The sequence below is a fragment of the Paenibacillus sp. FSL R5-0887 genome, assembly GCF_038002305.1.
GTDB lineage: Bacteria > Bacillota > Bacilli > Paenibacillales > Paenibacillaceae > Paenibacillus_AQ > Paenibacillus_AQ odorifer.
Map to the genome: position 1 here is coordinate 208,957 of NZ_JBBOCE010000002.1, position 22,016 is coordinate 230,972.

Genomic DNA, 22,016 nt, shown 5'->3' on the forward strand with positions numbered 1-22,016 from the left:
CAAGCCCTTTCACCTAGAAATGACCTCCGGAAAACCGGAAGCCATTTCATATGTCTCTTAGGTTTGTTCGATTCACAATGGCTTAATATCAATGAAATCAATTTCTCCGTAACCTTCGCCTTTGGTAAAACGAAGCTTGTTCATGCCTGCCTTCAGTTGAACCCGGGCTGTGGACAGCCCCCAATTCTCCCACCCTTTATTGGTGATATAGAATGGGCTGGCAGGTCCTGCATTGACACTAAGCTGAAAATTCGACCAATTCCCGCCAGACGTTCCATTCGCCGTTCGAGCCAAAAGAATATACTCGCCTGCGGCTGCCGCATCAACCGAAAATTCCACGTAACTGTCCGGCGTATCAATATGACCCGCCTTAAGTCCAGCCGAGCCCTTGGGACTCGAAGAGGCATAGGCATCGCCGCCAAATATCCCTTTTTCCGCTTCGTAGCGGGTATGCATGGTTTCACCTGAAGGCAAAGTTATCGGAAGATTAGGGTCAACGGGAATACCCAGATTAGGTGTATGATCAGCATTCCAGCTGAATTTCTGCATCCGCACCTCGCGGTTCCAGCCAGCGTTATTGTATTTGGCGACATGGTACATGATCCAATCCTCTTGGCCGTCAGGAGACTTTGTAAACGAATGGTGTCCAGGTCCATAAAGTCCATTGCCTGAGGAAAAGATAGGCTGATTGCGTTTATTCCATGATGCCGGATTCAACAGATCACTGGAGATGTCTGCGGTGATCAGTCCCAGACAATAATCATTAGTCCAGCTTCCGCTTGCCGAGTAGACCAAACTAATGACTTCTCCATTTATAATCACCTGTGGTCCTTCATTCACATTTGGGGAATGATTCGTTTCCCAGCTATACGTTGGTCTTGAAATCTCTACGCGTTCGGAATCAATGGTCCAGGGATTACTCATATGCGCGATATAGAGATTCTGCCGCACATTAACATTCCCCTCCCAGCCGGACCAGATAAAATACAGCTCGCCGTTCACTTGCAGCACAGTACCGTCTATAGCCCACTTATTGCTTGAATCTGTGATCTGGCCTTTGTACTGCCAAGTTCCCTGCATCGGGTCTGCCGCTGTGTTCTCCATTACATGCATGCGGTGGTTTACGTTATCTCCGTCGTCCATCGCATAGTAGATATACCAAGCTCCGTTTATATAATGTAGCTCAGGCGCCCAGATGCCGCTACCGCCCGTGTTGACAACTTTAGTAGGCGCTGCATCAATAGTGGTCAACTGGGCTGACTTCCAGAGGGTAACATTGCCACCTGTTGTTTTGGTGAAATAATAGAAGCCATCTGTATGTTTATACACCCATGGGTCCGCCCCGTCCTGCATAACCACGTTGTAAAAGTCATTATGATCAGAGACAGCTAGGGTCACCTTCCCCATTGGAAGAATAAGAAGAACACTTAAGGCGACCAGACATTTTTGCCGGAAATTCACTTTCATAATCTATCACATTCCTTTCGAATGAATAGTTACGTAGCGCCTCTAATCTTCAATTGCAGCCTTACGCGCATTGATGCCGCGGATTCGCTCGGGGTCGAACTTCGGCTGTCTGTCATAAGTGTACAGTCCATTGACTTCCTGCTCCACATCGTACAGCTGGGTATAGCAGAATCCAAACATCAGCGGATGATCCAATAGAACATTCGTCAACCCCTCGTAGCGTTCGATAAACATTTGCTCTGAGGTCGGTCTGTCCCCATACCCCCATGATTTTTCATCTTTCTGCTGCGGGTTCCACCAAATTCCGCCATACTCGCTGATGAAGTAAGGTTGACCTTCATACGTTTGGCGATCCGGGAAGGTATTGAATACTTCTCCGCCGCTTTTCATCGGTTCATATCTATCCCGGAACGTCTGCGGATTCTGGTCATAGTCATGAAGATCGAAGATATCTGTAGCCACATGGAAGTTGCCGCTTGTATCAATTACTGGACGTGTTGGATCCATACGTTTTGTTACGTCGTAAACAATCTGGAGCACGGGGTTATGCTGTTTCGCACCGTCCCGGTCCCAGGTCTCATTAAAAGGGCACCAGCCGATCAGCGCGGGATGATTGAAATCACGCTGCATACCTTCGAGCCATTCCGGCAGGAAGTGAGTCAGGCTATCCGCTCCAGTAATATTCAGCCCCCAATTGGCATGCTCTCCCCAGACAAGATAACCTAATTGGTCAGCCCAATAAAGATAACGCGGTTCAAAGATCTTCTCGTGAAGCCTCGCGCCATTGAAGCCAAGCCCTATTGAGATTTCGATGTCTCTGCGCAGATCTTCATCAGTAGGAGCGGTATAGATTCCCTCCGGATAAAAACCTTGATCCAGAACTAACCGCTGAAATACGGATTTCCCATTGATCCGGAATGCCATCCCATCCAGTCGTACCGTGCGGAGTCCAAAATAAGAATGGACCACGTCACTCTCCCGTCCCTGACTATGCAAGGACAACTTCAGGTCATACAATCTGGCGTTTCCAACTTCCCACAAGTGAATCTCTGATAGCGGAATTGTAAGTTTTATAGAGGGTCCGGAAACGATCACACTGCTGTCCCCAACGGGTTTGCCGCCATAAAGAGCAGTGGCCCTAAGCGTGTCCCCCGCTGCGTTCCCTTGTACCTTCATTTCTAGGTGCACACAGCCATTGTCGGGATCAGCGACAACTTTCAGATTAGACAGATAGGTTTCAGGGACTTGCTCAAGCCATACCGTCTGCCAGATTCCTGTAGTGCGTGTATAATCACAGCCGTGCGAATGGAACTGTTCACTCTGCTTGCCCCGTGGCTGTCGTCCCGATCGAACGTCGTCTTTAGCATAGACAGTAATCACATTACTGCCCGCTAAAAGATTAGAAGTAATATCAAAGCTAAACGGAGTATATCCTCCGCGATGCGTACCTACGGATACGCCGTTCACCCAGACCTCCGCCATATAATCAACGGCGCCAAAATGAAGGATAACTCTGCCATTTGTCCAGCTCTCCGGCACGGTAAACTCCCTTTTATACCATACAGCAGCCATAAAATCTTTATATTCTACACCGGACAGCTTGCTTTCCGGACAGAAGGGCACAGTAATTGTCCCTGAGAGATTATGTTCGTTAACAGGGTATCCGCGTTCCTTCCCACTTTTGCCATGATCAATTTCGAATTGCCACTGGCCGTTCAGATTGATCCACTCTGGTCGAACAAAGTCAGGGCGGGGATATTCAGGACGCGGAAGCGTTGCTTGTTGTGTCATGGTGTAACTCCTTTTAGTAAATGTTATTTATTGGATATGCATCATAATGTTGCGGATCGCTTCAAGCGGAGCTTTGGGCTGTCTATCATAGGTGAGCAGTCCGTTGATTTCCTGCTCGACATCCGTCAGCTGGGTATAGCAATACCCTTGGATCACCGGGGAAGTGAACATCGGGTCAACCACAGCCTTGAGCTTCATCAGGAAATCCTCTTCATTCTCTGCCCCAGAATAACCCCAGCCCTCCCACTCACTTTTCTTGAAGGCAATTCCACCAAACTCGGATACGAGAATCGGCTGGCCTTGATACGAAGCTCCACCGACAAATATTTTGCGGTTGGCCGGCATCGCATTTACAGAAGATTCTGCCGTGGCATATCGCTCCTCCAGCACTGCCTGATGGCTCTCATAGTCATGAATAGTCACCAAATCTGTAGTCATATGCTCCCACCCATCGTTATACACAACAGGTCTCATCTCATCCAAGGATTTCGTTAAATGATACATAGCCAATCCGTGCTGCTGCTGGCGTGTATCAATCTGGACATTGGGAACACCCCAGCTCTCATTAAGCGGAACCCAGGTCACGATACAAGGATGGTTATAGTCGCGCTCGATGATCTCCTGCCATTCCTTCGTGAAGCGGCGGACATACTCCTCGGAATATTCGTAAGCATTGGCTGCCTCACTCCATACCAGCAGGCCGAGCTTATCACACCAATACAGGAACCGGGGATCTTCTGTCTTCTGATGTTTTCTCACCCCGTTAAAGCCCATTTCTTTCGTCAGCTGGGCATCCCGTTTCAGCTCTTCGTCTGTAGGTGCGGTTAGTATCCCGTCAGGGAAGTACCCCTGATCCAGCACCAGTCTCTGGAAATATGGGCGGTTATTCAAGCATAGCTTGCCATTTTCAATCGACACCTTGCGCATGCCGAAATAACTCGCCACTTCGTCAATTACTTCCTCATTCCGAAGCAATTGAAATTGAAAATCATACAAATTCGGATGCTCAGGGCTCCATAAACGTCCAAGACCATGATCCGCAAAATCACCCAAGCCGATAGTGCGCAGCTGCTCAGCATTCATGACCATATATTGATCTTCCGCAATTACTTCACTGTCATACGATACCGTTATGCGCAGCTTGAGCGGATCAGCAGACTTAAATCCTTGCAGAAAGGTCCGAAGCCGGATTTCATTGCGGTCAATATCTGGTGTCATCATGGTTTTACTCAGATGCACTGCAGACAGCGGTTCAAGCCAGACACTCTGCCAGATTCCGGTTGTGCGGGTATAAAAGATGGCAGCAGACTGCTCCAGCCAATATTGCTTGCCCCGCGGCAAGGTGACATCGCGGCTGAAATCCTCTGCGCGCAGTATGATGGTATTCCTTCCTTTGAGCAGCGAAGGAGTGATATCGACCTGAAATGGTGTATGTCCGCCTTCATGCACGGCCACCAGTTGACCATTCACCCAGACTTTTGCCAAATAATCAACGGCGCCGAAATGGAGGACAATCCGCTTCCCATACCAATCCTCAGGAACTTCAAAAGTTCTTCTATACCACACAACATCATGAAATGAAGGATCTTCAATCCCGCTCAGCTTGCTCTGAAACGCAAAGGGCACTTGAATAACCCGTGAAAATAAACCCTTTGTGTCCGTCCGATACCATTGTTCTTCCTCACCGACATCTTCATCATCAAACGTAAAATCCCATTCTCCATTTAGGCTAAGCCAATCCTTACGGGCAAATTGGGGTCTTGGATATTCTGGACGTGGAACGGATGTGCTGCTTGCTTCTGTCAACATGGTGTACTTCACTCCTATTAAATAATTTCTATATAAGATGAACTTGTTTTTTTGCCCGCTATCCTTTAATCGAACCTACGTAAACACCTTTAACAAAATATTTTTGCAAGAAAGGATATACCATTAATATAGGAAGCGTAGAAACGACGATCGCACAATACTTAACCAGCTCGCGGAAAGCCGTCTGGCTCTGGGCACTATCGATGACTACCCCGCCTGCACTGCCGATCGAGGTTGCGGTTGCATCATTAGCTACTAATATTTCCTTCATTAATAGCTGCAGTGGGAACAGCTGTCTGTCCTTCAACAACACCATCGCATTAAACCATGAGTTCCAGTTCCCCACTAAATAGTATAAAAAGATTACGGCCAGCGTAGCTTTGGACAGCGGAAGAATCACATTCGTTAAAATATGGGCCTGACTTGCCCCGTCTATGGTAGCCGCTTCTTCCAATTCCTGCGGAATGGCTTGAAAGCTAGTTCGTAGGATAATAATGTTCCATGTGCTTAAAGCACTTGGCAAAATCATGGCCCACAAATTATTGTACAGACCTATATCCTTCATTAATAAGAACCAAGGAATCAACCCGCCGCCAAAAAACATGGTGATTGTAATCAGGATCATGATGAAGTTTTTGAAATACAATCCTCGTCTGGATAATACATAAGCTCCCAGAATGGTCATGATCATGTTGACTAATGTGCCTAATCCTACATATATAATCGTGTTTTTATAGCCGTTGATCAGACTGTTATCTTTAAATACCAGCTTATAGCCATCCAAAGTGAATCCCAGCGGTTTCAGCAAAATACCTTTATGAGCAATCAACATGCCGGGGTCGCTGACGGAGGCAAACAGGATGTGCAGGATCGGATAAAAACACACCAAGGTTAATGCGGTCAGCAGAGTATAAAGTGTGCCGTCAAATACTCTGTCACCGATGGATTTATGTTTTCGTCTTTTTTTCGCTTTATGCTGCAAATTATCTTTCATAGCTGTCCCTCTTTCTTACCATAAGCTGACCTCGGACCTGCGTTTGGCTATTGTATTGGTCATCCAGAGCAGTCCGAAGTTAACGATTGAGCTGACCAAGCCCACAGCCGTGGAATAACTAAGACTGGCTTCTCTTAAACCGCGACGATACACGTAAGAGGCAATAACATCCGCCGTATCATAGATCAGAGGATTGTACAGCAGGATAATCTTCTCGTACCCGGACGACATCAACCCGCCGATGGCAAAAATAAACAGAATGATGATAACTGGGCTGATCTGCGGCAGCGTAATATGCCACATTTTTTTAATCCGTCCCACTCCGTCAATTTCAGCAGCTTCATATAATGAAGTATCAATGGAACTCATCGCCGCAAGGTAGATGATGCTATCCCAGCCGATGCTCTGCCAAATGCCGGAGAAGGTATAAATAGGCCGGAAGAACGAAGAGTAGCCGAGCAGTGAAGAGTACTCTTTTCCGGTAATAAATTGCAGGATTTGCGTGATAATCCCTTCATCTGCGGCAAAGATATGAATGATCCCGCATACCACCACCAGGGATATAAAGTGCGGCATATAGGTGATCGTTTGGACCACTTTTTTAAACTTAACCCCACGGATTTCGTTCAGCATCAAGGACAGAATAATCGGGGCTGTAAATCCAAAGGCAATCCCCCAAACATTGAGGAGAAGGGTGTTTTTAACGACCCGCCAGAAATAAGGCCCTTGGAAAAAATCAATAAAGTGCTTAAACCCTACCCACTCGCTCTGGCCAAACCCCAGCAGGGGTTTAAAATCCTTGAAGGCGATCATAACCCCCCACATCGGCCCGTAGCAGAAAATCAGGAACCACGCTACAACAGGGACAGCCAACAGATAGACAAACCAGTTCTTTTTCAAATCCTTCTTAATCACTAACTTGGTATTTTTAGGTTTGGCGTCCTGAGGAATGGGCTTTATCGCTCTGTTTTTTCGTAATATTTCCATAAAACAACCACCTATCGTTTGTTATATCGATCTAAGGCTGCCTGATGGATATTCAAAAACTCTTCCAGTCCCATACTCTGAGCTTCTTTCAAAAATTTATCATAGGCATCTACCGGCAGGTCTCCCATTATGATTTTTGCAAAATACTCTCCGCGCAGTGTCGACAGCTGGTTTCCAAGCTCGGCTTCCCGCGAAGCTTCATCTTTGGTAAAGGAAATAGGTGGCATAGCCATACTGGTGTCCATATTTTCTGTCCAATTCTTGCGAATGTCTCCCGAGTAACTTCCTTTGGCAGCGATCAGCGGGTTGGAATGATGCTCATCCCGGATATCCGGCCAGTTGTGCATCCGGTATTTCCATAAGGTTGTCGATACGGGCTGACCTTCAGGGTCTTTAAAGATATAACTGTTCTCTGGATAATAAGGCATTCCCGTCTCATCAATCAGGTGGACCGTGCCATATTCACCAAAGTTAATCAATTCCCAGCCCTTTTTACTGTAATTAAAATCAAGCCAAGCCATTGCCGCTTCTACATTTTTGCTTTGCGTGGTGATCGCAGCTTCGATCCCCGCTCTTTTGAAATTTTTGTACGTGGTTGCGGACTTATCTCCTTTGTTCAGAACCGGGTTCAGTGCGCCCACAAAGTCGATACCGCTTTGCTCTTTCCAATAACTCCACATCGTATCCGGAGAGTCCATCATCATCGCGGTATCTCCCGAAATCGCGCTCGCCATTCTCTGGTTAAAGTCTGCCGTTGCCCAGTCCGGGTTCAATAATCCTTCTTTGTTCCATTGCTGCATGGTGGTCAAATATTCCTTAGCTTTCGGCTGTGCTGGCCCCCAGGCCACTTTGCCATTCTCATCAAGGAACGTCCAATCCCATACTCCATATGCGCCATTTATGATGCCGGTAAAAATCTGGCCGTAAGTAGAGCCGTAATTAAGTGGTGCTTTGTATCCGACTTCCTTTGCTTTTGTCAGGAAGGTATGCCATTCATCAATCGTATTTGGAACTTCAAGCCCTGTTTTGTCCAGCGCTTCCTGCTTAATCAATGTTCCAAACCAAGTCCACTCTGAATATGGGGCGATGCCATAGAAGCCGAGCAGCTTGCCGTCATCCGTGACCGTGGTTTTTCTTCTTGATTCATCCGAATTGCGCCACTTCGTATAGTTCGGAGCATTTTTCTCCATCAGATCTGTCAGATCGATATAAGCACCGTCATTTACGCCCGCTTCAAAACCTCCCGGATAACGTCCCGGCTCAATGATAATGTCAGGCAGTTCACCGGAGGAGATCATCAACGTGAAGGCATCCGCTTCCTGGCCGATTGGCGGCGTGATGAAGTTTACTTTGATTCCCGTTAATTGCTCCACCTGCTTCTGGACAGCATGATTGTTCATATCCGGAATATTGGAATTCGCAGGCATCCATACATCCAGAACCACATCACCTTTAACAGGATAAGCTGAGTAATCATTTGGAATGACTTCATCGAAGACGTCGCCGAGGTATGTATCATTCAAGGAATGATTAACTTCGTCGATTTGCTCTTGCGTTGGGGCTGTATTGCCGCGTATGTCTGCGCTGATATCTGTAAACTCAACCGGGTCTTTGGCTGTGCTCTCGTTCTCTTTGTTGTTGGAGACACCCTTATCAGCCCCATTGTTTGCACTGTTGCCACTACATGCTGTTACAGTCGAAATGATCAGTATTAACACAAATAAAAGACTAAAATAACGCTTTGCATTGTTCTTCATACTTAACCTCCCACTATAAAATATTTGCCACAACGCCTTAAGCAAATCCAAAGCTTGGAACCACGCTCCTTTTTGACCTGTAGATAACTCCCCTTGATTAATACAGTTTTTCTGTATCTCAGATCGAATTATAAGCATCCAAAATTCATATGTCAACGCTTTCATACAATAATTTTGTAATCTTATGAACTTTTCTCAAACAAATATGTGGCTATACCAACTACAAACCTATTAAAAAACCGTACTAACCATCCTGTATTTTGGCGAAAAACCCCTTATAAAACAGGCGTTTTTCGTCAATTATTATCGACAGCGAATAAAAATATCTGCATTACATGAAAAGGCCATTCATTACAGTTTTTCTGTAATGAATGGCCTTTTCAGTCTTGATTTCCTGTTTTATTCTTATTCTCCCGACGGTACGGTCTGAGCAAGCGTATCCCTACAAGGAACCCCAAAATCTGGTGTCCCATCCACCTTCCACCCAAATTTCTGGATACGGGTCGCGCGCAAAGACACATCCGCTCCAGCGGAAGGAAGCGCATGATAGACTATCCAATCTTCCTTGCCATCAGGAGAATGTGTGAAGCTATTGTGCCCCGTGGCAAAAATCCCATTCTCTACACTTTTGCAAAATACAGGCGACATTGATTTTTCCCATGACAGCGGTTGCAAAGGATCTGCCGCTTCGTTCATGGTTAGCATCCCTAGTGCATAATCCTCAGACCAAGTCGTACTTGCCGAATAAACCATGAAAATACGATTGTGTCGCTGCAAAATTACCGGACCTTCGTTAATCGCCATGCCACCTTGCTTCTCCCATGACAGAGTTGGAGCGGTAAGCAGGTGATGCCCCCCTTCCAAGGTCCAAGGATTACTCATTCGCATAATGTAAATAGCCGACCCATAATCAGGAAAATGACCATATCCCGCATACAGAAAATACAGCTGATCCCGCAAAGACATTACTGTTCCATCCAACCCTGGGACAGGTGTCTGCAAAGCCCCTCTCCATACCCACTGTCCTTCCAGCGGGTTCGCTGCTTCATTCTCCAGCACGCAAATCCGCCGTGAATCGTCGCCTCCTCCGTCATTCGCAGTGTAGTAAATGTACCATCTGTTGTCCAAATGATGAATTTCCGGCGCCCACAGATTGTAACTGTAGCTGCCCCCCGGTTCGGGAGACCAGATCACTTTCTTGTCGCCCTCCGCAAGGCCGGTCAAGGTTCTAGATCTCGTCAGCTCCAGACATTTAGCTTTTGTGGCCATAAAGTAATAATAGCCATCGGTATGTTTGAATACCCATGGGTCTCCTGAGCTTGCTACAATTGGATTTAAAAAAGTTGTACGCTGTGACATTCCCTTTCCCTCCTTAGCTTTTCATCCCCGTAAAAACGATCCACCGCGGCGATAATAATAGACAAATTTCGATTTTCCAGCACCTCCCATAAAATAATAACTCCCATCATACTCAGCTCTCCTAAAGTTGTCTAGAGTGGTAAATAGATACATCCGAACCCTGTTCCATTTTCCAAATAAAGCACTTTCCTTTCGAAAATGAGCTTTTCCTCCACTTCCCACGCTTTGCGTCAATCGACAAACTTCACATTGTCCGGTAGAAAAAACGTGCTCTTTGTGATAGACTCACTAATAACAATGACTTCTCCGTTCATTTTAGGCGGTAACTGTTTATACCAAAACAGCGGCTTTTTTTATAGAAACGGCATCGCTTTTCTTATTGAGGAAGCAGGTCCCCGTTCTTTCTATAAACCGTATATACGCAGGTCTTTGGAGTTCATTGCGTTAATGCGACACTATATTTGATTGAAATTCATTTAGGGGGGAATGTCATTATGGCAGCCAAGAAAATGCGTTCAGACATGATTAAAAAAGGCTTTGACCGTGCTCCACACCGTAGTCTCCTGAGAGCAGCCGGAGTAAAAGAAGAAGATTTCGGAAAGCCGTTTATTGCGGTCTGCAATTCCTATATTGATATTGTTCCAGGGCATGTGCATTTGCAAGAGTTCGGTAAAATCGTTAAGGAAGCGATTCGCGAAGCTGGTGGCGTTCCTTTTGAATTCAATACGATCGGCGTAGATGACGGGATTGCTATGGGACATATCGGCATGCGTTATTCACTGCCAAGCCGCGAGATCATCGCTGACGCCTTGGAAACTGTAGTTTCCGCGCATTGGTTCGATGGCATGGTCTGCATCCCTAACTGTGATAAAATTACACCGGGCATGATGATGGGCGCACTGCGTGTTAACATCCCAACCATGTTCGTAAGCGGCGGCCCAATGAAAGCCGGCGTAGATAGTAAAGGTAAAAAGCTCTCTCTGACCTCGGTATTTGAAGGCGTTGGTGCTCACCAAGTCGGCAAAATCAACGATGCAGAGCTGCTTGAATTAGAACAATTTGGTTGTCCTACCTGTGGATCTTGTTCCGGAATGTTCACTGCCAACTCCATGAACTGCCTTGCAGAAGCACTTGGACTGGCATTGCCAGGTAACGGTACGATTCTGGCTGTTGCTGATGAGCGTAGAGAATTTGTTCGCAAATCCGCAACACAACTGATGGAATTGATTAAGCTGGATCTTAAACCAAGAGATATCGTAACTAAAGAATCCCTTGATAACGCATTTGCACTGGATATGGCAATGGGTGGTTCTACTAACACAGTGCTGCACACCCTTGCATTAGCTCAAGAAGCAGGTATCGATTATCCGCTTGAACGCATTAACGAAGTTGCAAACCGTGTTCCCTATCTGGCTAAGCTGGCTCCAGCTTCTGATATCTTTATTGAAGATGTGGACCGTGCGGGCGGCGTTAGTGCTGTATTGAATGAACTGCTGAAGAAACCAGGTGCTCTGTTCGGGGAATGTATGACCGTTACCGGCAAAACATTAGCTGAGAACGTAATCGGACACGAGATCCAAGATACTTCCGTAATTCATACTATCGACAACCCTTACTCCGAAAGAGGCGGTCTTGCCGTACTTTATGGAAACTTGGCTCCAGAGGGTTCTATCATCAAGGTTGGTGCAGTTGATGCTTCAGTAGGTGGATATCATAAAGGTCCTGCGATCTGCTTTGATTCCCAAGAAGCTGCACTGGAAGGTATCGCGAACGGTAAAGTTAAAGAAGGCCATGTAGTCGTTATCCGCTATGAAGGTCCTAAGGGCGGACCAGGAATGCCGGAAATGCTGGCGCCTACTTCACAAATCGTGGGTATGGGGCTAGGTGCTAAGGTCGGTCTGATTACAGACGGTCGTTTCTCGGGGGCTTCCCGCGGAATCAGTATCGGTCATATCTCTCCAGAAGCAGCTGAAGGCGGTCCGATCGCTTTTGTTGAGGATGGAGACATCATTGAGCTGGATCTCAACAACCGGAAGATTGAATTGCTGGTTGAAGAAGAAGTATTAGCAGTTCGTCGTACGGGTTGGAAAGAATTCGAACCTAAAGTTAAAACTGGTTACCTGGCTCGTTACTCCAAAATGGTAACCAATGCAAGTAACGGCGCAGTGCTGAAGATCTAATCCCTTTAGCAAAAAAGAATATTAAAACAAGCAAGAGCAGTCCCACCTTAGTATTTCTACTGGCGGGCTGCTCTTTTTTTAATTATCCCAATAAAAAAATGTTCCACAACCCATCGCTGGATTGTAGAACATCTCTTTACATGTCCACTGTAAAATATTTATCAATAAGATCATGAATCAATTGGTTACTGTCGCACCTGGCATTTCTACATCCGCAACCGAATCATTAAGTGACAACGATTCTTCCTGTTGCGATTTGCGTTTTTTTGCAGTTTTCGGATGATGAGGCAGCTGTTGATTCATCTTTTTGAGCAGCTCTGAGACAGGCATCAGGATAAGCTTCGGCACAAGGACCTCGCTCCGTTCTTTAAGCCTTGCCCCACCTGCTGGATGAATCACACTTAACAGGATTCTTAAGTAAAATTTGGAGGAACGTGCGAATAAGCCATCCGGCAAATCACGTACGGTAAAGCCGAATTTCTCCGGTCCCCGGTTAATCATGCTGACTCCATAAAGCGCTTTGGCTTCCGCAAGATCCACATCTTTGGCAATGATCTCAGCAAGAATGGGCAGATCCTTTTCCATTCTGCGGATCATTCGAATCGCAAGTTGAGCGGAAGAACGTGAATGAATCCCTAATTCGAACAACTGTTTATTATCGATGTGCAGCTCAATGACTTTGTCACCTTTACGCAGCAGTTCTCCGCCCTCGAGTTCAACCGGTTCACCCTGATATTTCCGCATCCGATAATGCAGGAAAGGATCTGACGGAGTAATCGTTTGGAGATGAAAAAGAGCTTGAAATACCTGTTCCCAAGCTAACCAAAGTCCTACAAGCACCCGTTTACCAAAAGATAAGCGCCGGATAGGTGACGTCTCAGCCATCTTAATCATCTCATCAATCCGAATGCTGCGTAGTCCCCGTTTACGGGCTTCCTCTAGAGTCTGCTCAAGAGCCACAAGCATATTCCCTGGAGCATCCGCATCTGCACCCAGCGTTGTGCCGCTATCATGCAACAACATCACTTCCCCGGGATTTAGACGGGCCAGCATCTTCTCAGTGAGTTTTTCGGCGCCGAGCTTCTCACGCCAATCGCCAAACATTGCCGACCAAAGCACAATTTCAACTTGGCGTCGTTTGGAAATATCAAATAAATTGACAATACCCCAAGGTGGACGGTAATACGTACTGCGTTCGCCAATAATATTATAGATAATATCATTCGTACGTTGAATCTGCCGGCGGACGGTTGCTGGCCGCATGAGCCAGTTCGTCTTGTGAACATAATTATGAATTCCGATGAGATGTCCCTCATCATGGATACGCTGAATAAGATCAGGATAACGTTCAGCATTAGAGCCGACTACAAAAAAGGTTGCTTTTGCATCATACCTCTTCAGTAATTCCAGCAGTAATGGTGTAAATCGAGGATCAGGTCCATCATCGAAGGTCAGTGCGAATTCATTTCGCCCAGTTCCTTTACGAAAGACACGGTAACCAAAAATCCGGCTGATCATACCAGGGATAAAAGCATAAAATGATGAGATGTAAAATAACCAGAGCAGCAAAGTCTGCATATTAATTCCCCGCTTTTCCAGAGTTGACTTTGGCTCGCCTAATGTCTGCAAGCAGAACCCGTGAAACGGCCAAGTGAAGTAGAATAAAAAAACGTTACCCCCTATTTTAACACATGTATCAAAGAAATAGACGCTTTTAAAGTAAAATCATGTACAATGTAATCAACCTGGCGTATCCACTTATAAAAAAAGGGAGTTGTTTATATCTATGCTGCCGTTATACAAAAAATATTGGCGCACATTTTTTGACATCGGATTAATTGTCCTCACGGTTTATCTAATTATGTTCTCCTTTAGTAAGCTGTATCAGTTAGCTGCACCTGTATTCCTGTCTTTTTTTGTATTTTTGCTTATCGAACCCTTGGCCCGCTTCTTGAACCGCCGTGGTCTTGGTAAACCTTTTGCCTCCGCCATTTCAGTGTTGCTCTTTCTGATTGTGCTGTTAGGTACATTATTTGGTGCCGGTCTACTGATTACGATCCAGGCCCTTCACTTCCAAGAGAACCTCCCTAAATATACATATGTGGTGCAGCAGCATTTTGTGGAGACCACGACCTACCTGCAGCAAAAAATAGATAACTTGCCACCCGATATTACGAACAAGGTCAACGGGTACTTTAAAGATGCCACGGATGTTCTAACAGGATGGCTGATTACTTTTCTAAAATACATGGCCGGTATTCTAGGCTCCTTCTCCACCTTCATGGCCAATTTCGGGATAGCCATTATTTTGGCATTTTTTCTTAGCATGGAAATCAAAGATTGGCGTAAAATCGCGCATGACAAAATGCCAAAAACCTTTAAGAACGCCTTCGCCTTTTTGCAAGGCAATGTATTCAAAGCCATCGGTTCCTATTTAAAAGCACAACTTATTCTGATCAGCATTACATTTGCCATAGTTCTAGTCGGCTTATTTATTCTGCGAACCGGCAACGAAATCACAATGGCATTAGTCTGCGCGGTATTTGATGTTTTGCCGCTTCTTGGCGTGACGACAATTTTAGTCCCTTGGATCATCTATTTGTTCATCGTGGGCAATACTTCACTGGCTATCGGATTAATTATCCTCCTTGCCATTGTACTAATTGTTAGGCAATTGCTTGAGCCGAAGATTACCGGGAATTCGATTGGCGTATCCTCAGCCTTCCTTATGCTGTCGTTCGTCATTCTGTCCACATCTGCTTTCGGTATGGCTGGTCTGATTCTGTCGCCGATTCTGCTTATTCTGATAAAAGAACTGATTCAACAAGGGTATCTTCAGAGCTGGATCTATCTCCCGCAAGAGGAATTTATCGTTTCACCCTTTGCAGCTAACGGTCCAGCTTCCAATCAGACCAGCTCTGCGCCACCACCTGAACCTCAAGCTCCAGAGGGAACCGATGATAATAAATCCAATATCTGACCGAACAGCTTAACGGCTAGATGTGAGCTGTCCGGAACGACGTTCTCCACCGCTACCGACACAGCATATCTGGGATGATCCACCGGCCCATAGCCGATAAACCATTGATTATTACGCGGCATACCCTTAACAAGGGTTTGTGCCGTACCTGATTTCCCGGCAACCGGCCATTTCGTGCTCTGCAGACTTGTGCCGGTTCCATCCGTAACTACTTTACGCATCCAGGACAGCAGCTGGCGGGCTGTAGATTCTGAGATCCTCCCGGCAGTTGAAGGGGAAAGATGACCCGGCAGATCCTCTAGCTTTTGCCCATTTGCAAAGGTTACACGCTGGAGAATTCTTGGCGCTCTCACTTCCCCGCCATGCAGTAACGTCACCACCAGGTTCGCTGCCTGAAGTGGGGTCACTTGCACATCTCGCTGCCCAATGGCCGTCTGCACTCTGGCGCCTGGATCATCCGGCAGCAAAGAAGTAAAGATCGTCCCCTTCTGCTCACCGGACAGTGGCTTAAGAACTGGAAAACCAAGCGTATTCTCCGCTTGCCAGCTAATATCTCTTCCGAGCCCCAGCGCGAGTGCTGTCGCTTGAAGCTGCGCCCCACTCAAACGTTCTGCCAGCGCAGCAAATACAGTATTACAGGACACGGCGAACCCTTGCGCCAGCGTGAGGGGACCGTGTCCTTTTCCTTTTAGACAAGACAATCCATATTTCTCATATTGCCCTGAACAATAGAAGAGCTCATCCGCTGAGGTGACCCCGGCTTCTAGTGCTGCTGCTGCTGTGACGATTTTGAAAATTGATCCAGGTACGGCAGCCTGCAACGCCCGGTTATTCCACTCGCCCCCTTCAGGGGATATCTTCTCTGGGTCGTAAAAAGGTAAAGATACCATGGCTTCAATATCTCCCGTTCCGGTGTCTAACACCACCACGGCTCCTTCCTTCATTCCAGCTTTGACAGCTAACTCCTCTATTTGTTCCTGAAGCTTTTTATCAATCGTTGTATATAAAGACAGTGGATAATACGGATTGCCCGGGGCTCGCACTTGAATGGGACTGCCCGGGACACGTTGCCCGCGCGCATCAACCTGAGCGTATGCCTCAGTATGCCCTACACCTCGAAGCAACGGCTCCAGGGTCTTTTCTAACCCGTCCGTTCCTGTCATCGGAATTCTCAGCCCCGATGGCGAAGCCTTCCCACCAGGGTTTGGGACCGCTTCCGATAAATATCCAAGCCACTGCCGACCAGTTGCGTTCCCATCATATCTGCGAGCAAAAGGAAGCACGCCTACGCCGTCGATCCCCAATGCACTCACTTCTTCTGCTTGTGCGGATGTAAGTGCGAGCGGTCCTTTTCCCACTGAGGAAGGCCAAAGCAATGGTTCTTTAAGGGAAGAGCGCTTGCTTAGCAATTGCTCATAACTCACTCCAAGGATAGCTGCCAACCGGTGCATGGACTCAGCTTCTTCGTATACGACCTGCGTCACGGTATTCCTAGTCTTCGCCTCTTGAGGAAAAAAAGCAGCCGTCCAAATGGTTTCCCCGGCAAGGGGTTCACTCTTTCGGTCATACAGACGCCCCCGCCCAGTGTCCAATACCGTCTCCCGTTCGCTTTGAATTTCTGCCATCTTTGCAAGGGTATATTTCGTTCCAGGGACCGTCTGTTCCTTCATAAACAGTTGAATCCACGCCAGCCTAAGGACCAACACGGCTACAACTGAACATAAAATAATCAGTCCGCTGAGTATACGTCTGTGGACATTATTGTGCAATCCCATTCCTCCTGACTGACGCGTTCATAGCCTTTATTATGTCCCACCCACTGGATTATTTACACTCATGCTTAGTTAGCTAATTTATAGCCTTTTGAATAGCACAAAGACCAGTCCCAAATAATTGGAGACTGGTCTTTGTAGTTAAAAATATTTACTTAGGTTATGCAAAGTTACAAATTAAACTTGGACAGTTTTTCTTGCAACTGCCGGGACGCATGCTCAAGCTGCTCAGACAGCTCCACTAAATGATCACTCACACTTTGTTGCTCCCCGCTAAGCGAAGCCACTTCTTGAGAAGCTGCTGATGATTCTTCTGCAATGGAGCTGATATTGCCCATCGAATTTGACAGCACCTTCTGGGATTGGCTCAAGCTATCCATCGATAAAGCAACAGATTCCAAGCGTGTAATAAAATGACGCATCTGATCCTGTACAGATACGAAGATATCGCTAGTGCTCTCCACTGAAGTCACCTGCTGATTAAAAAGAGGGGCTACTTCCGAGAGAACACCTACGGTCTCGTTCATATCCTTCATAATGGTGTCAGTTATATTAGCCACCACAGCAATGGATTCTTTGGACTGATCTGCAAGCTGGCGTATTTCATCGGCCACTACCATAAATCCACGGCCGGACTCCCCTGCCCTTGCCGCTTCTATCGTTGCATTTAGAGACAAAATATTCGTCTGCTGTGTAATATTCTGCATAACATCAAGCACCTTCATCACTGATGATGTGGTGTCTTGCAGCTCATTCACTTTCAGCACAAGCTTATTCGTCATATCGCCCGTCTTATTGGTCTTGCCAAGCAGCTCTTTTAACTCATTAAAACCTTCTTCACTAAGCACGCCGATACTATGTGCGGTATGATCCATCTCATGCGTAGCTGAGTTCACTTTGTTCATTTGCACCGAAATTTGCCCCGTAAGCTCGTTACCCTGGTCCGCCTCCAAAGCTAGGCTGCCTGAACCTCCGGCAATTTCTTCTGTTGCTGCGGCAATCTCTTTGGCTGCCATCGCTGTCTTACGCGATACTCTACTAAGTTCATCGGCAGTTTCCATTACCTTCCTCGCGGTTTCATTAGTATGGATTACCAGTTCTGTGATCCGTTCCATCATCCTATTAAAGGAACCCGATAACTGACCAATTTCATCTCGTGAGGTAATATCCGTACGTACTCCAAGATTTCCATCTGCCCCTTGAGACATTAGATCCTTAAGTCGGGTCAAGGGCTTAGATACCATTCTGTACATCCAGTAACCAATTAGAATGGCGACAATAGCAGCCACCGCAACAATAATATATGTAGTTTTTAGAATACGAAGTGCGTCTTTCGTAAGATTCTCAGCCGGAACAACACCAAGCAATCTCCAGCTGGAGCTTTCCATCGTCCCGTACACAGCCAGAATGGATTTTCCTTTCTCATCCTTCGTTGGCAATGATCCAGCCTCATGCTCCAAACCATGAAGAAGAGTCCCTCCCAGACTGAGATAAGTATCTGTTCCCACTTGCTGGGACGATGCGATCAATTCATCCTTATCCGTCAGCAATTGCATGTAAGAGCTGGGTCCGAGATCAACTTTACGAAGCTGATTTTCTAATTCACTAATTCTAATATCACAGATAATTATGTATCCCGGGCTTTGTGTATCCCCAGCTATCGATTGTGCCAAATGAAACATACCCGAAGTATTTCCGGCTTGCCCCTGTTCTGTTCGGGGAATCCACAATGTTTGTGGTTGCTCCTCAAGCTGCTTGAACCATGAGGACTCTCTGAATTCTTTGATAAAAGCGCTGTCTTTTGATCCCGCTGACGAAGTAGGGACTTCCTGATTCATCGGGATGAGGTATACAGCTTCTACCCCCTTTGATGCGGTCAGCCAGGCATTTAGCTCGGCGCTAATCTGGTTGGACTGCAAATTACGCTCCTCATTACTTGTAGTGGGATTATTCCCTTGTTTGAGTGCATCCTGAATCTCACTGTTGTAAAGAATTCTTCCTAGGCCATCCTCATAACGCAATAATTCAACATCAAACTTCTCTGCAGCTTGGACGACTGTCTGTTGATTGGCTGACAGCGCGTTATTCTCGATCGTTTGCTCAGCTACGGAATAGGAAATGTAGCCAAGTGAGAGAACGAGTACCATTGTTGAGATGAAGAAGATGAGAAAAAGCCGCACCCCAATCGATTTGGCAGGGTGCAGCTGGAAATGCGCCTTTTCTTTTTTTACTTGCGACTTCATCAATTGTTCACCACCGTTGTCTTCAGTTATGCCTGCTGGCTTATCTCTTACAAGGTCATGAACAATTCCAACGCCCGATCGGCAAGATATGGTAAATACTCATGACCGTACTCATAATAAACCATAAGCTCTTTGGACGCTAGTATTTTATTGTATGCGGCAAATTGAGTTGAAGGTGGACAAATCGTATCGGATAACCCGGTAACCCACAGTACTTTAGCCTGTATTCTTTCGGCAAGATTCTGAATATCGATATAACCGAGCCTATTAAAAATCTCATCCTCACGCAAATGATGGGGATCAAAAAAACGGAAATAATAGTTGATCTCCTCATAAGCTGAGGTGGTAATATCCAGCTCCCAAGCACGTTTATAATCTGAAAGGAAGGGATATACAGGCAGGGCTATTTTTATGCGAGGCTCTAATGCTGCACAAGCCACAGTCAGCGCTCCACCTTGAGATAGTCCAAAGGCACCTACACGTTCAGGATCAACTTCATCCATAGACATCAGAACTCGGGCAGTCTGTGCCGTATCCAAAAACACATTGCGATAATAAAGGTTATCAGGATTAGGATCATCCATCCCTCGAATGATATGTCCGCGTATCGTAGTCCCTTTTACGGTAAGGTTATCTTCGGAGAGGCCACCCTGGCCGCGACAATCCATCGCCAGGACGCTAATCCCGTGAGCAGCATATGCCACCTTCTCCATCCAATCCCCGCTGTCACAAGAGTATCCATGGAACATCACTACACCGGGACCTTTTTTATGTACGCTGTTCTTCGGTCTTACATATTTGCAATGGATTCTTGCACCGCCAACTCCGGTAAAATACAAATGAAAACATTCCGCAAGTTCACTGACAAACTCCGCTGGTTCCAGTTCATAATCCAGCGGCTGTGCATCCAGATCACGCAATGCCCTCTCCCAAAACTGCTCGAAATCATCCGGTTTTGGACTACTTCCGTTATATTCCTTTAACTGTGACAAATTCATGTCGCTTCCCAAAATATTATTCCTCCTTAAGTTATGTAACGAAATTGTTCGCTTGCTGTTCGTAACCGCGAAGTTCGTTACAGTTACTATGCTAGATAGAAACGGAAAACCCAATATGGGTTTTCCGTTGATGTATGGATATCTACGATGGGGTAGTTGCGATGGGATAGTGAGATGGGATAGTGAGATCGGATAGTTGGGTTTTCTGCGACTGAATAGTTTAATTGCAGCTCCGAGGCTGGATAGTTGCACTTTGTGCAGCTATTACAGTTGAATATGTGTGTTTTCCCTCCTAGTTGCACTTTGTACAACTAAAAAACGGTAAAAGGAGCTTTTGGTGGTTACTTCGCTGATATAGTTGCACGAAGTGCAATTATATCGCTTAGCACCTTAGGTATAGTTAGTTTAAGTGCACAGAGTGCAACTATTTACGTCTGAGCCATAGAGTAACTAAGCAACAGAGTAGCAGAAACGCCAACAGAGCCACATTCACCACTCACTCGCTGTTTGCCTATTACCTCCACAACTAATCATATTCCACGTACCTACTACCTTCTTATTACCTCTACAACCACTCACATTCCACTTATCCGCTACCTTCTTATTGCCTTCACAACTAATCACATTCCACGTACCTACTACCTTCTTATTACCTCCACAACCACTCACATTCCACTTGCACGCTACCTTCCTATTGCCGTCACAACACCCACATTTTCCATCTTGCCTATTAACTTCTTTATAATCGGCACAGTAACAGCTTCTGGCTGGATAGTTGTACTTTGTGCAGCTATTATAGCTGAATATGTGTTTTTTCCCTTTTAGTTGCACTTTGTACAACTAAAAAACGGTAAAAGGAGCTTTTGGTGGTTACTTCGCTGATATAGTTGCACGAAGTGCAATTATATCGCTTAGCACCTTAGGTATAGTTAGTTTAAGTGCACATAGTGCAACTATTTACGTCAGAGCCATAGAGTAACCAAGCCATAGAGTAACTAAGCAACAGAGTAGCAGAAGCGCCAACAGAGCCACATTCACCACTCACTCGCTGCTTGCCTATTACCTCCACAACTAATCATATTCCACGTACCTACTACCTTCTTATTACCTCTACAACCACTCACATTCCACTTATCCGCTATCTTCTTATTGCCTTCACAACTAATCACATTCCACGTACCTACTACCTTCTTATTACCTCCACAACTAATCACATTCCACGTACCTACTACCTTCTTATTGCCTTCACAACACCCACATTTCCATTTTGCCTATTAACTTCTTTATAATCGGCACAGTAACAGTTTGCGACTGGATAGTTGCACTTTGTGCAGCTATTACAGCTGAAATATATTTGTTTCTAATCTTAGTTGCACTTTGTACAACTAAAAAACGGTAAAAGGAGCTTTTGGTGGTTACTTCGCTGATATAGTTGCACGAAGTGCAATTATATCGCCTAGTAAACAAAGAAATGTTAGTTTAAGTGCACATAGTGCAACTATTTACGTCAGAGCCATAGAGTGACCAAGCCACAGAGTGACTAAACAACAGAGTGACTAAACAACAGAGTGATCAGAATCGCCAACAGAGCCGAATTTCCCCCTCGCCTGCTACTTATCTATTACAGGCGATAATGTGTCGTTCTGTTGTACATTCTGCAACAGAACACGGAGGTCGCA

The 22,016-nt window shown here is 46.0% G+C and carries 13 protein-coding genes; 2 read left to right on the forward strand and 11 right to left on the reverse strand.

The genetic code is table 11. The annotated features are described in order from the left end of the window. Window positions 1–72: 72 nt before the first annotated feature. The 7 genes from MKY14_RS18970 to MKY14_RS19000 form a co-directional block, all read right to left on the reverse strand. Window positions 73–1,467 carry a family 43 glycosylhydrolase gene (locus MKY14_RS18970; protein ID WP_076279753.1) on the reverse strand — a complete coding sequence of 465 codons (1,395 nt, stop codon included), beginning with the start codon at window positions 1,465–1,467 and terminating at the stop codon, window positions 73–75. A gap of 42 nt (window positions 1,468–1,509) precedes the next feature. Then, complete coding sequence (locus MKY14_RS18975) at window positions 1,510–3,258, reverse strand: glycoside hydrolase family 2 protein (RefSeq protein WP_340977106.1); 1,749 nt, start codon at window positions 3,256–3,258, stop codon at window positions 1,510–1,512. 27 nt (window positions 3,259–3,285) lie between these two features. Next, the gene (locus MKY14_RS18980; RefSeq protein ID WP_340977107.1) at window positions 3,286–5,067 is read right to left on the reverse strand and encodes a glycoside hydrolase family 2 protein; all 1,782 of its coding nucleotides are present in this window, start codon (window positions 5,065–5,067) and stop codon (window positions 3,286–3,288) included. Window positions 5,068–5,125: 58 nt separating this feature from the next. Continuing rightward, complete coding sequence (locus MKY14_RS18985) at window positions 5,126–6,061, reverse strand: carbohydrate ABC transporter permease (protein WP_340977108.1); 936 nt, start codon at window positions 6,059–6,061, stop codon at window positions 5,126–5,128. Between the two features lie 15 nt (window positions 6,062–6,076). After that, window positions 6,077–7,048, reverse strand: a complete 972-nt coding sequence (locus MKY14_RS18990; RefSeq protein ID WP_036680973.1) for an ABC transporter permease — start codon at window positions 7,046–7,048, stop codon at window positions 6,077–6,079. 11 nt (window positions 7,049–7,059) lie between these two features. Then, window positions 7,060–8,805: an extracellular solute-binding protein gene (locus MKY14_RS18995; protein WP_340977109.1), complete on the reverse strand. Its 1,746-nt coding sequence runs from the start codon at window positions 8,803–8,805 to the stop codon at window positions 7,060–7,062. Between the two features lie 405 nt (window positions 8,806–9,210). Next, complete coding sequence (locus MKY14_RS19000) at window positions 9,211–10,164, reverse strand: glycoside hydrolase family 43 protein (RefSeq protein ID WP_340977110.1); 954 nt, start codon at window positions 10,162–10,164, stop codon at window positions 9,211–9,213. A 494-nt stretch (window positions 10,165–10,658) separates the two neighbouring features. Here MKY14_RS19000 and ilvD point away from each other — a divergent pair, with 494 nt between their 5' ends. Next, window positions 10,659–12,344 (forward strand): dihydroxy-acid dehydratase, encoded by a 1,686-nt coding sequence (ilvD, locus tag MKY14_RS19005; protein ID WP_076134060.1) that lies wholly within the window; start codon window positions 10,659–10,661, stop codon window positions 12,342–12,344. 177 nt (window positions 12,345–12,521) lie between these two features. On the opposite strand, the gene MKY14_RS19010 is transcribed toward ilvD, so the two are convergent. Next, a complete protein-coding gene (locus tag MKY14_RS19010; protein ID WP_076192865.1) occupies window positions 12,522–13,922 on the reverse strand; it encodes a polysaccharide deacetylase family protein in 1,401 nt (466 codons plus the stop codon). 208 nt (window positions 13,923–14,130) lie between these two features. Here MKY14_RS19010 and MKY14_RS19015 point away from each other — a divergent pair, with 208 nt between their 5' ends. Continuing rightward, a complete protein-coding gene (locus MKY14_RS19015) occupies window positions 14,131–15,324 on the forward strand; it encodes an AI-2E family transporter (RefSeq protein ID WP_076184708.1) in 1,194 nt (397 codons plus the stop codon). On the opposite strand, the gene MKY14_RS19020 is transcribed toward MKY14_RS19015, so the two are convergent. The 3 genes from MKY14_RS19020 to MKY14_RS19030 all read right to left on the reverse strand — a co-directional run bounded on the left by MKY14_RS19020 (window position 15,282) and on the right by MKY14_RS19030 (window position 20,349). Continuing rightward, a complete protein-coding gene (locus MKY14_RS19020; protein ID WP_445669876.1) occupies window positions 15,282–17,093 on the reverse strand; it encodes a peptidoglycan D,D-transpeptidase FtsI family protein in 1,812 nt (603 codons plus the stop codon). The two genes, MKY14_RS19015 and MKY14_RS19020, sit on opposite strands and share 43 nt — an antisense overlap. Before the next feature lie 173 nt (window positions 17,094–17,266). Next, window positions 17,267–19,339, reverse strand: coding sequence for a methyl-accepting chemotaxis protein (locus MKY14_RS19025; RefSeq protein WP_340977112.1), 2,073 nt, complete (start codon window positions 19,337–19,339; stop codon window positions 17,267–17,269). 47 nt (window positions 19,340–19,386) lie between these two features. Then, entirely contained in the window at window positions 19,387–20,349 is a 963-nt protein-coding gene (locus MKY14_RS19030; protein ID WP_143761917.1) for an acetylxylan esterase, read from the reverse strand. Window positions 20,350–22,016: the final 1,667 nt, after the last annotated feature.

Excerpts from the sequence above, each read along its gene's own strand:
- MKY14_RS18970 (WP_076279753.1), bottom strand. The coding sequence starts at position 1,467 with ATGAAAGTGAATTTCCGGCAAAAATGTCTGGTCGCCTTAAGTGTTCTT.
- MKY14_RS18975 (WP_340977106.1), bottom strand. The coding sequence starts at position 3,258 with ATGACACAACAAGCAACGCTTCCGCGTCCTGAATATCCCCGCCCTGAC.
- MKY14_RS18980 (WP_340977107.1), bottom strand. The coding sequence starts at position 5,067 with ATGTTGACAGAAGCAAGCAGCACATCCGTTCCACGTCCAGAATATCCA.
- MKY14_RS18985 (WP_340977108.1), bottom strand. The coding sequence starts at position 6,061 with ATGAAAGATAATTTGCAGCATAAAGCGAAAAAAAGACGAAAACATAAA.
- MKY14_RS18990 (WP_036680973.1), bottom strand. The coding sequence starts at position 7,048 with ATGGAAATATTACGAAAAAACAGAGCGATAAAGCCCATTCCTCAGGAC.
- MKY14_RS18995 (WP_340977109.1), bottom strand. The coding sequence starts at position 8,805 with ATGAAGAACAATGCAAAGCGTTATTTTAGTCTTTTATTTGTGTTAATA.
- MKY14_RS19000 (WP_340977110.1), bottom strand. The coding sequence starts at position 10,164 with ATGTCACAGCGTACAACTTTTTTAAATCCAATTGTAGCAAGCTCAGGA.
- ilvD (WP_076134060.1), top strand. The coding sequence starts at position 10,659 with ATGGCAGCCAAGAAAATGCGTTCAGACATGATTAAAAAAGGCTTTGAC.
- MKY14_RS19010 (WP_076192865.1), bottom strand. The coding sequence starts at position 13,922 with ATGCAGACTTTGCTGCTCTGGTTATTTTACATCTCATCATTTTATGCT.
- MKY14_RS19015 (WP_076184708.1), top strand. The coding sequence starts at position 14,131 with ATGCTGCCGTTATACAAAAAATATTGGCGCACATTTTTTGACATCGGA.
- MKY14_RS19025 (WP_340977112.1), bottom strand. The coding sequence starts at position 19,339 with ATGAAGTCGCAAGTAAAAAAAGAAAAGGCGCATTTCCAGCTGCACCCT.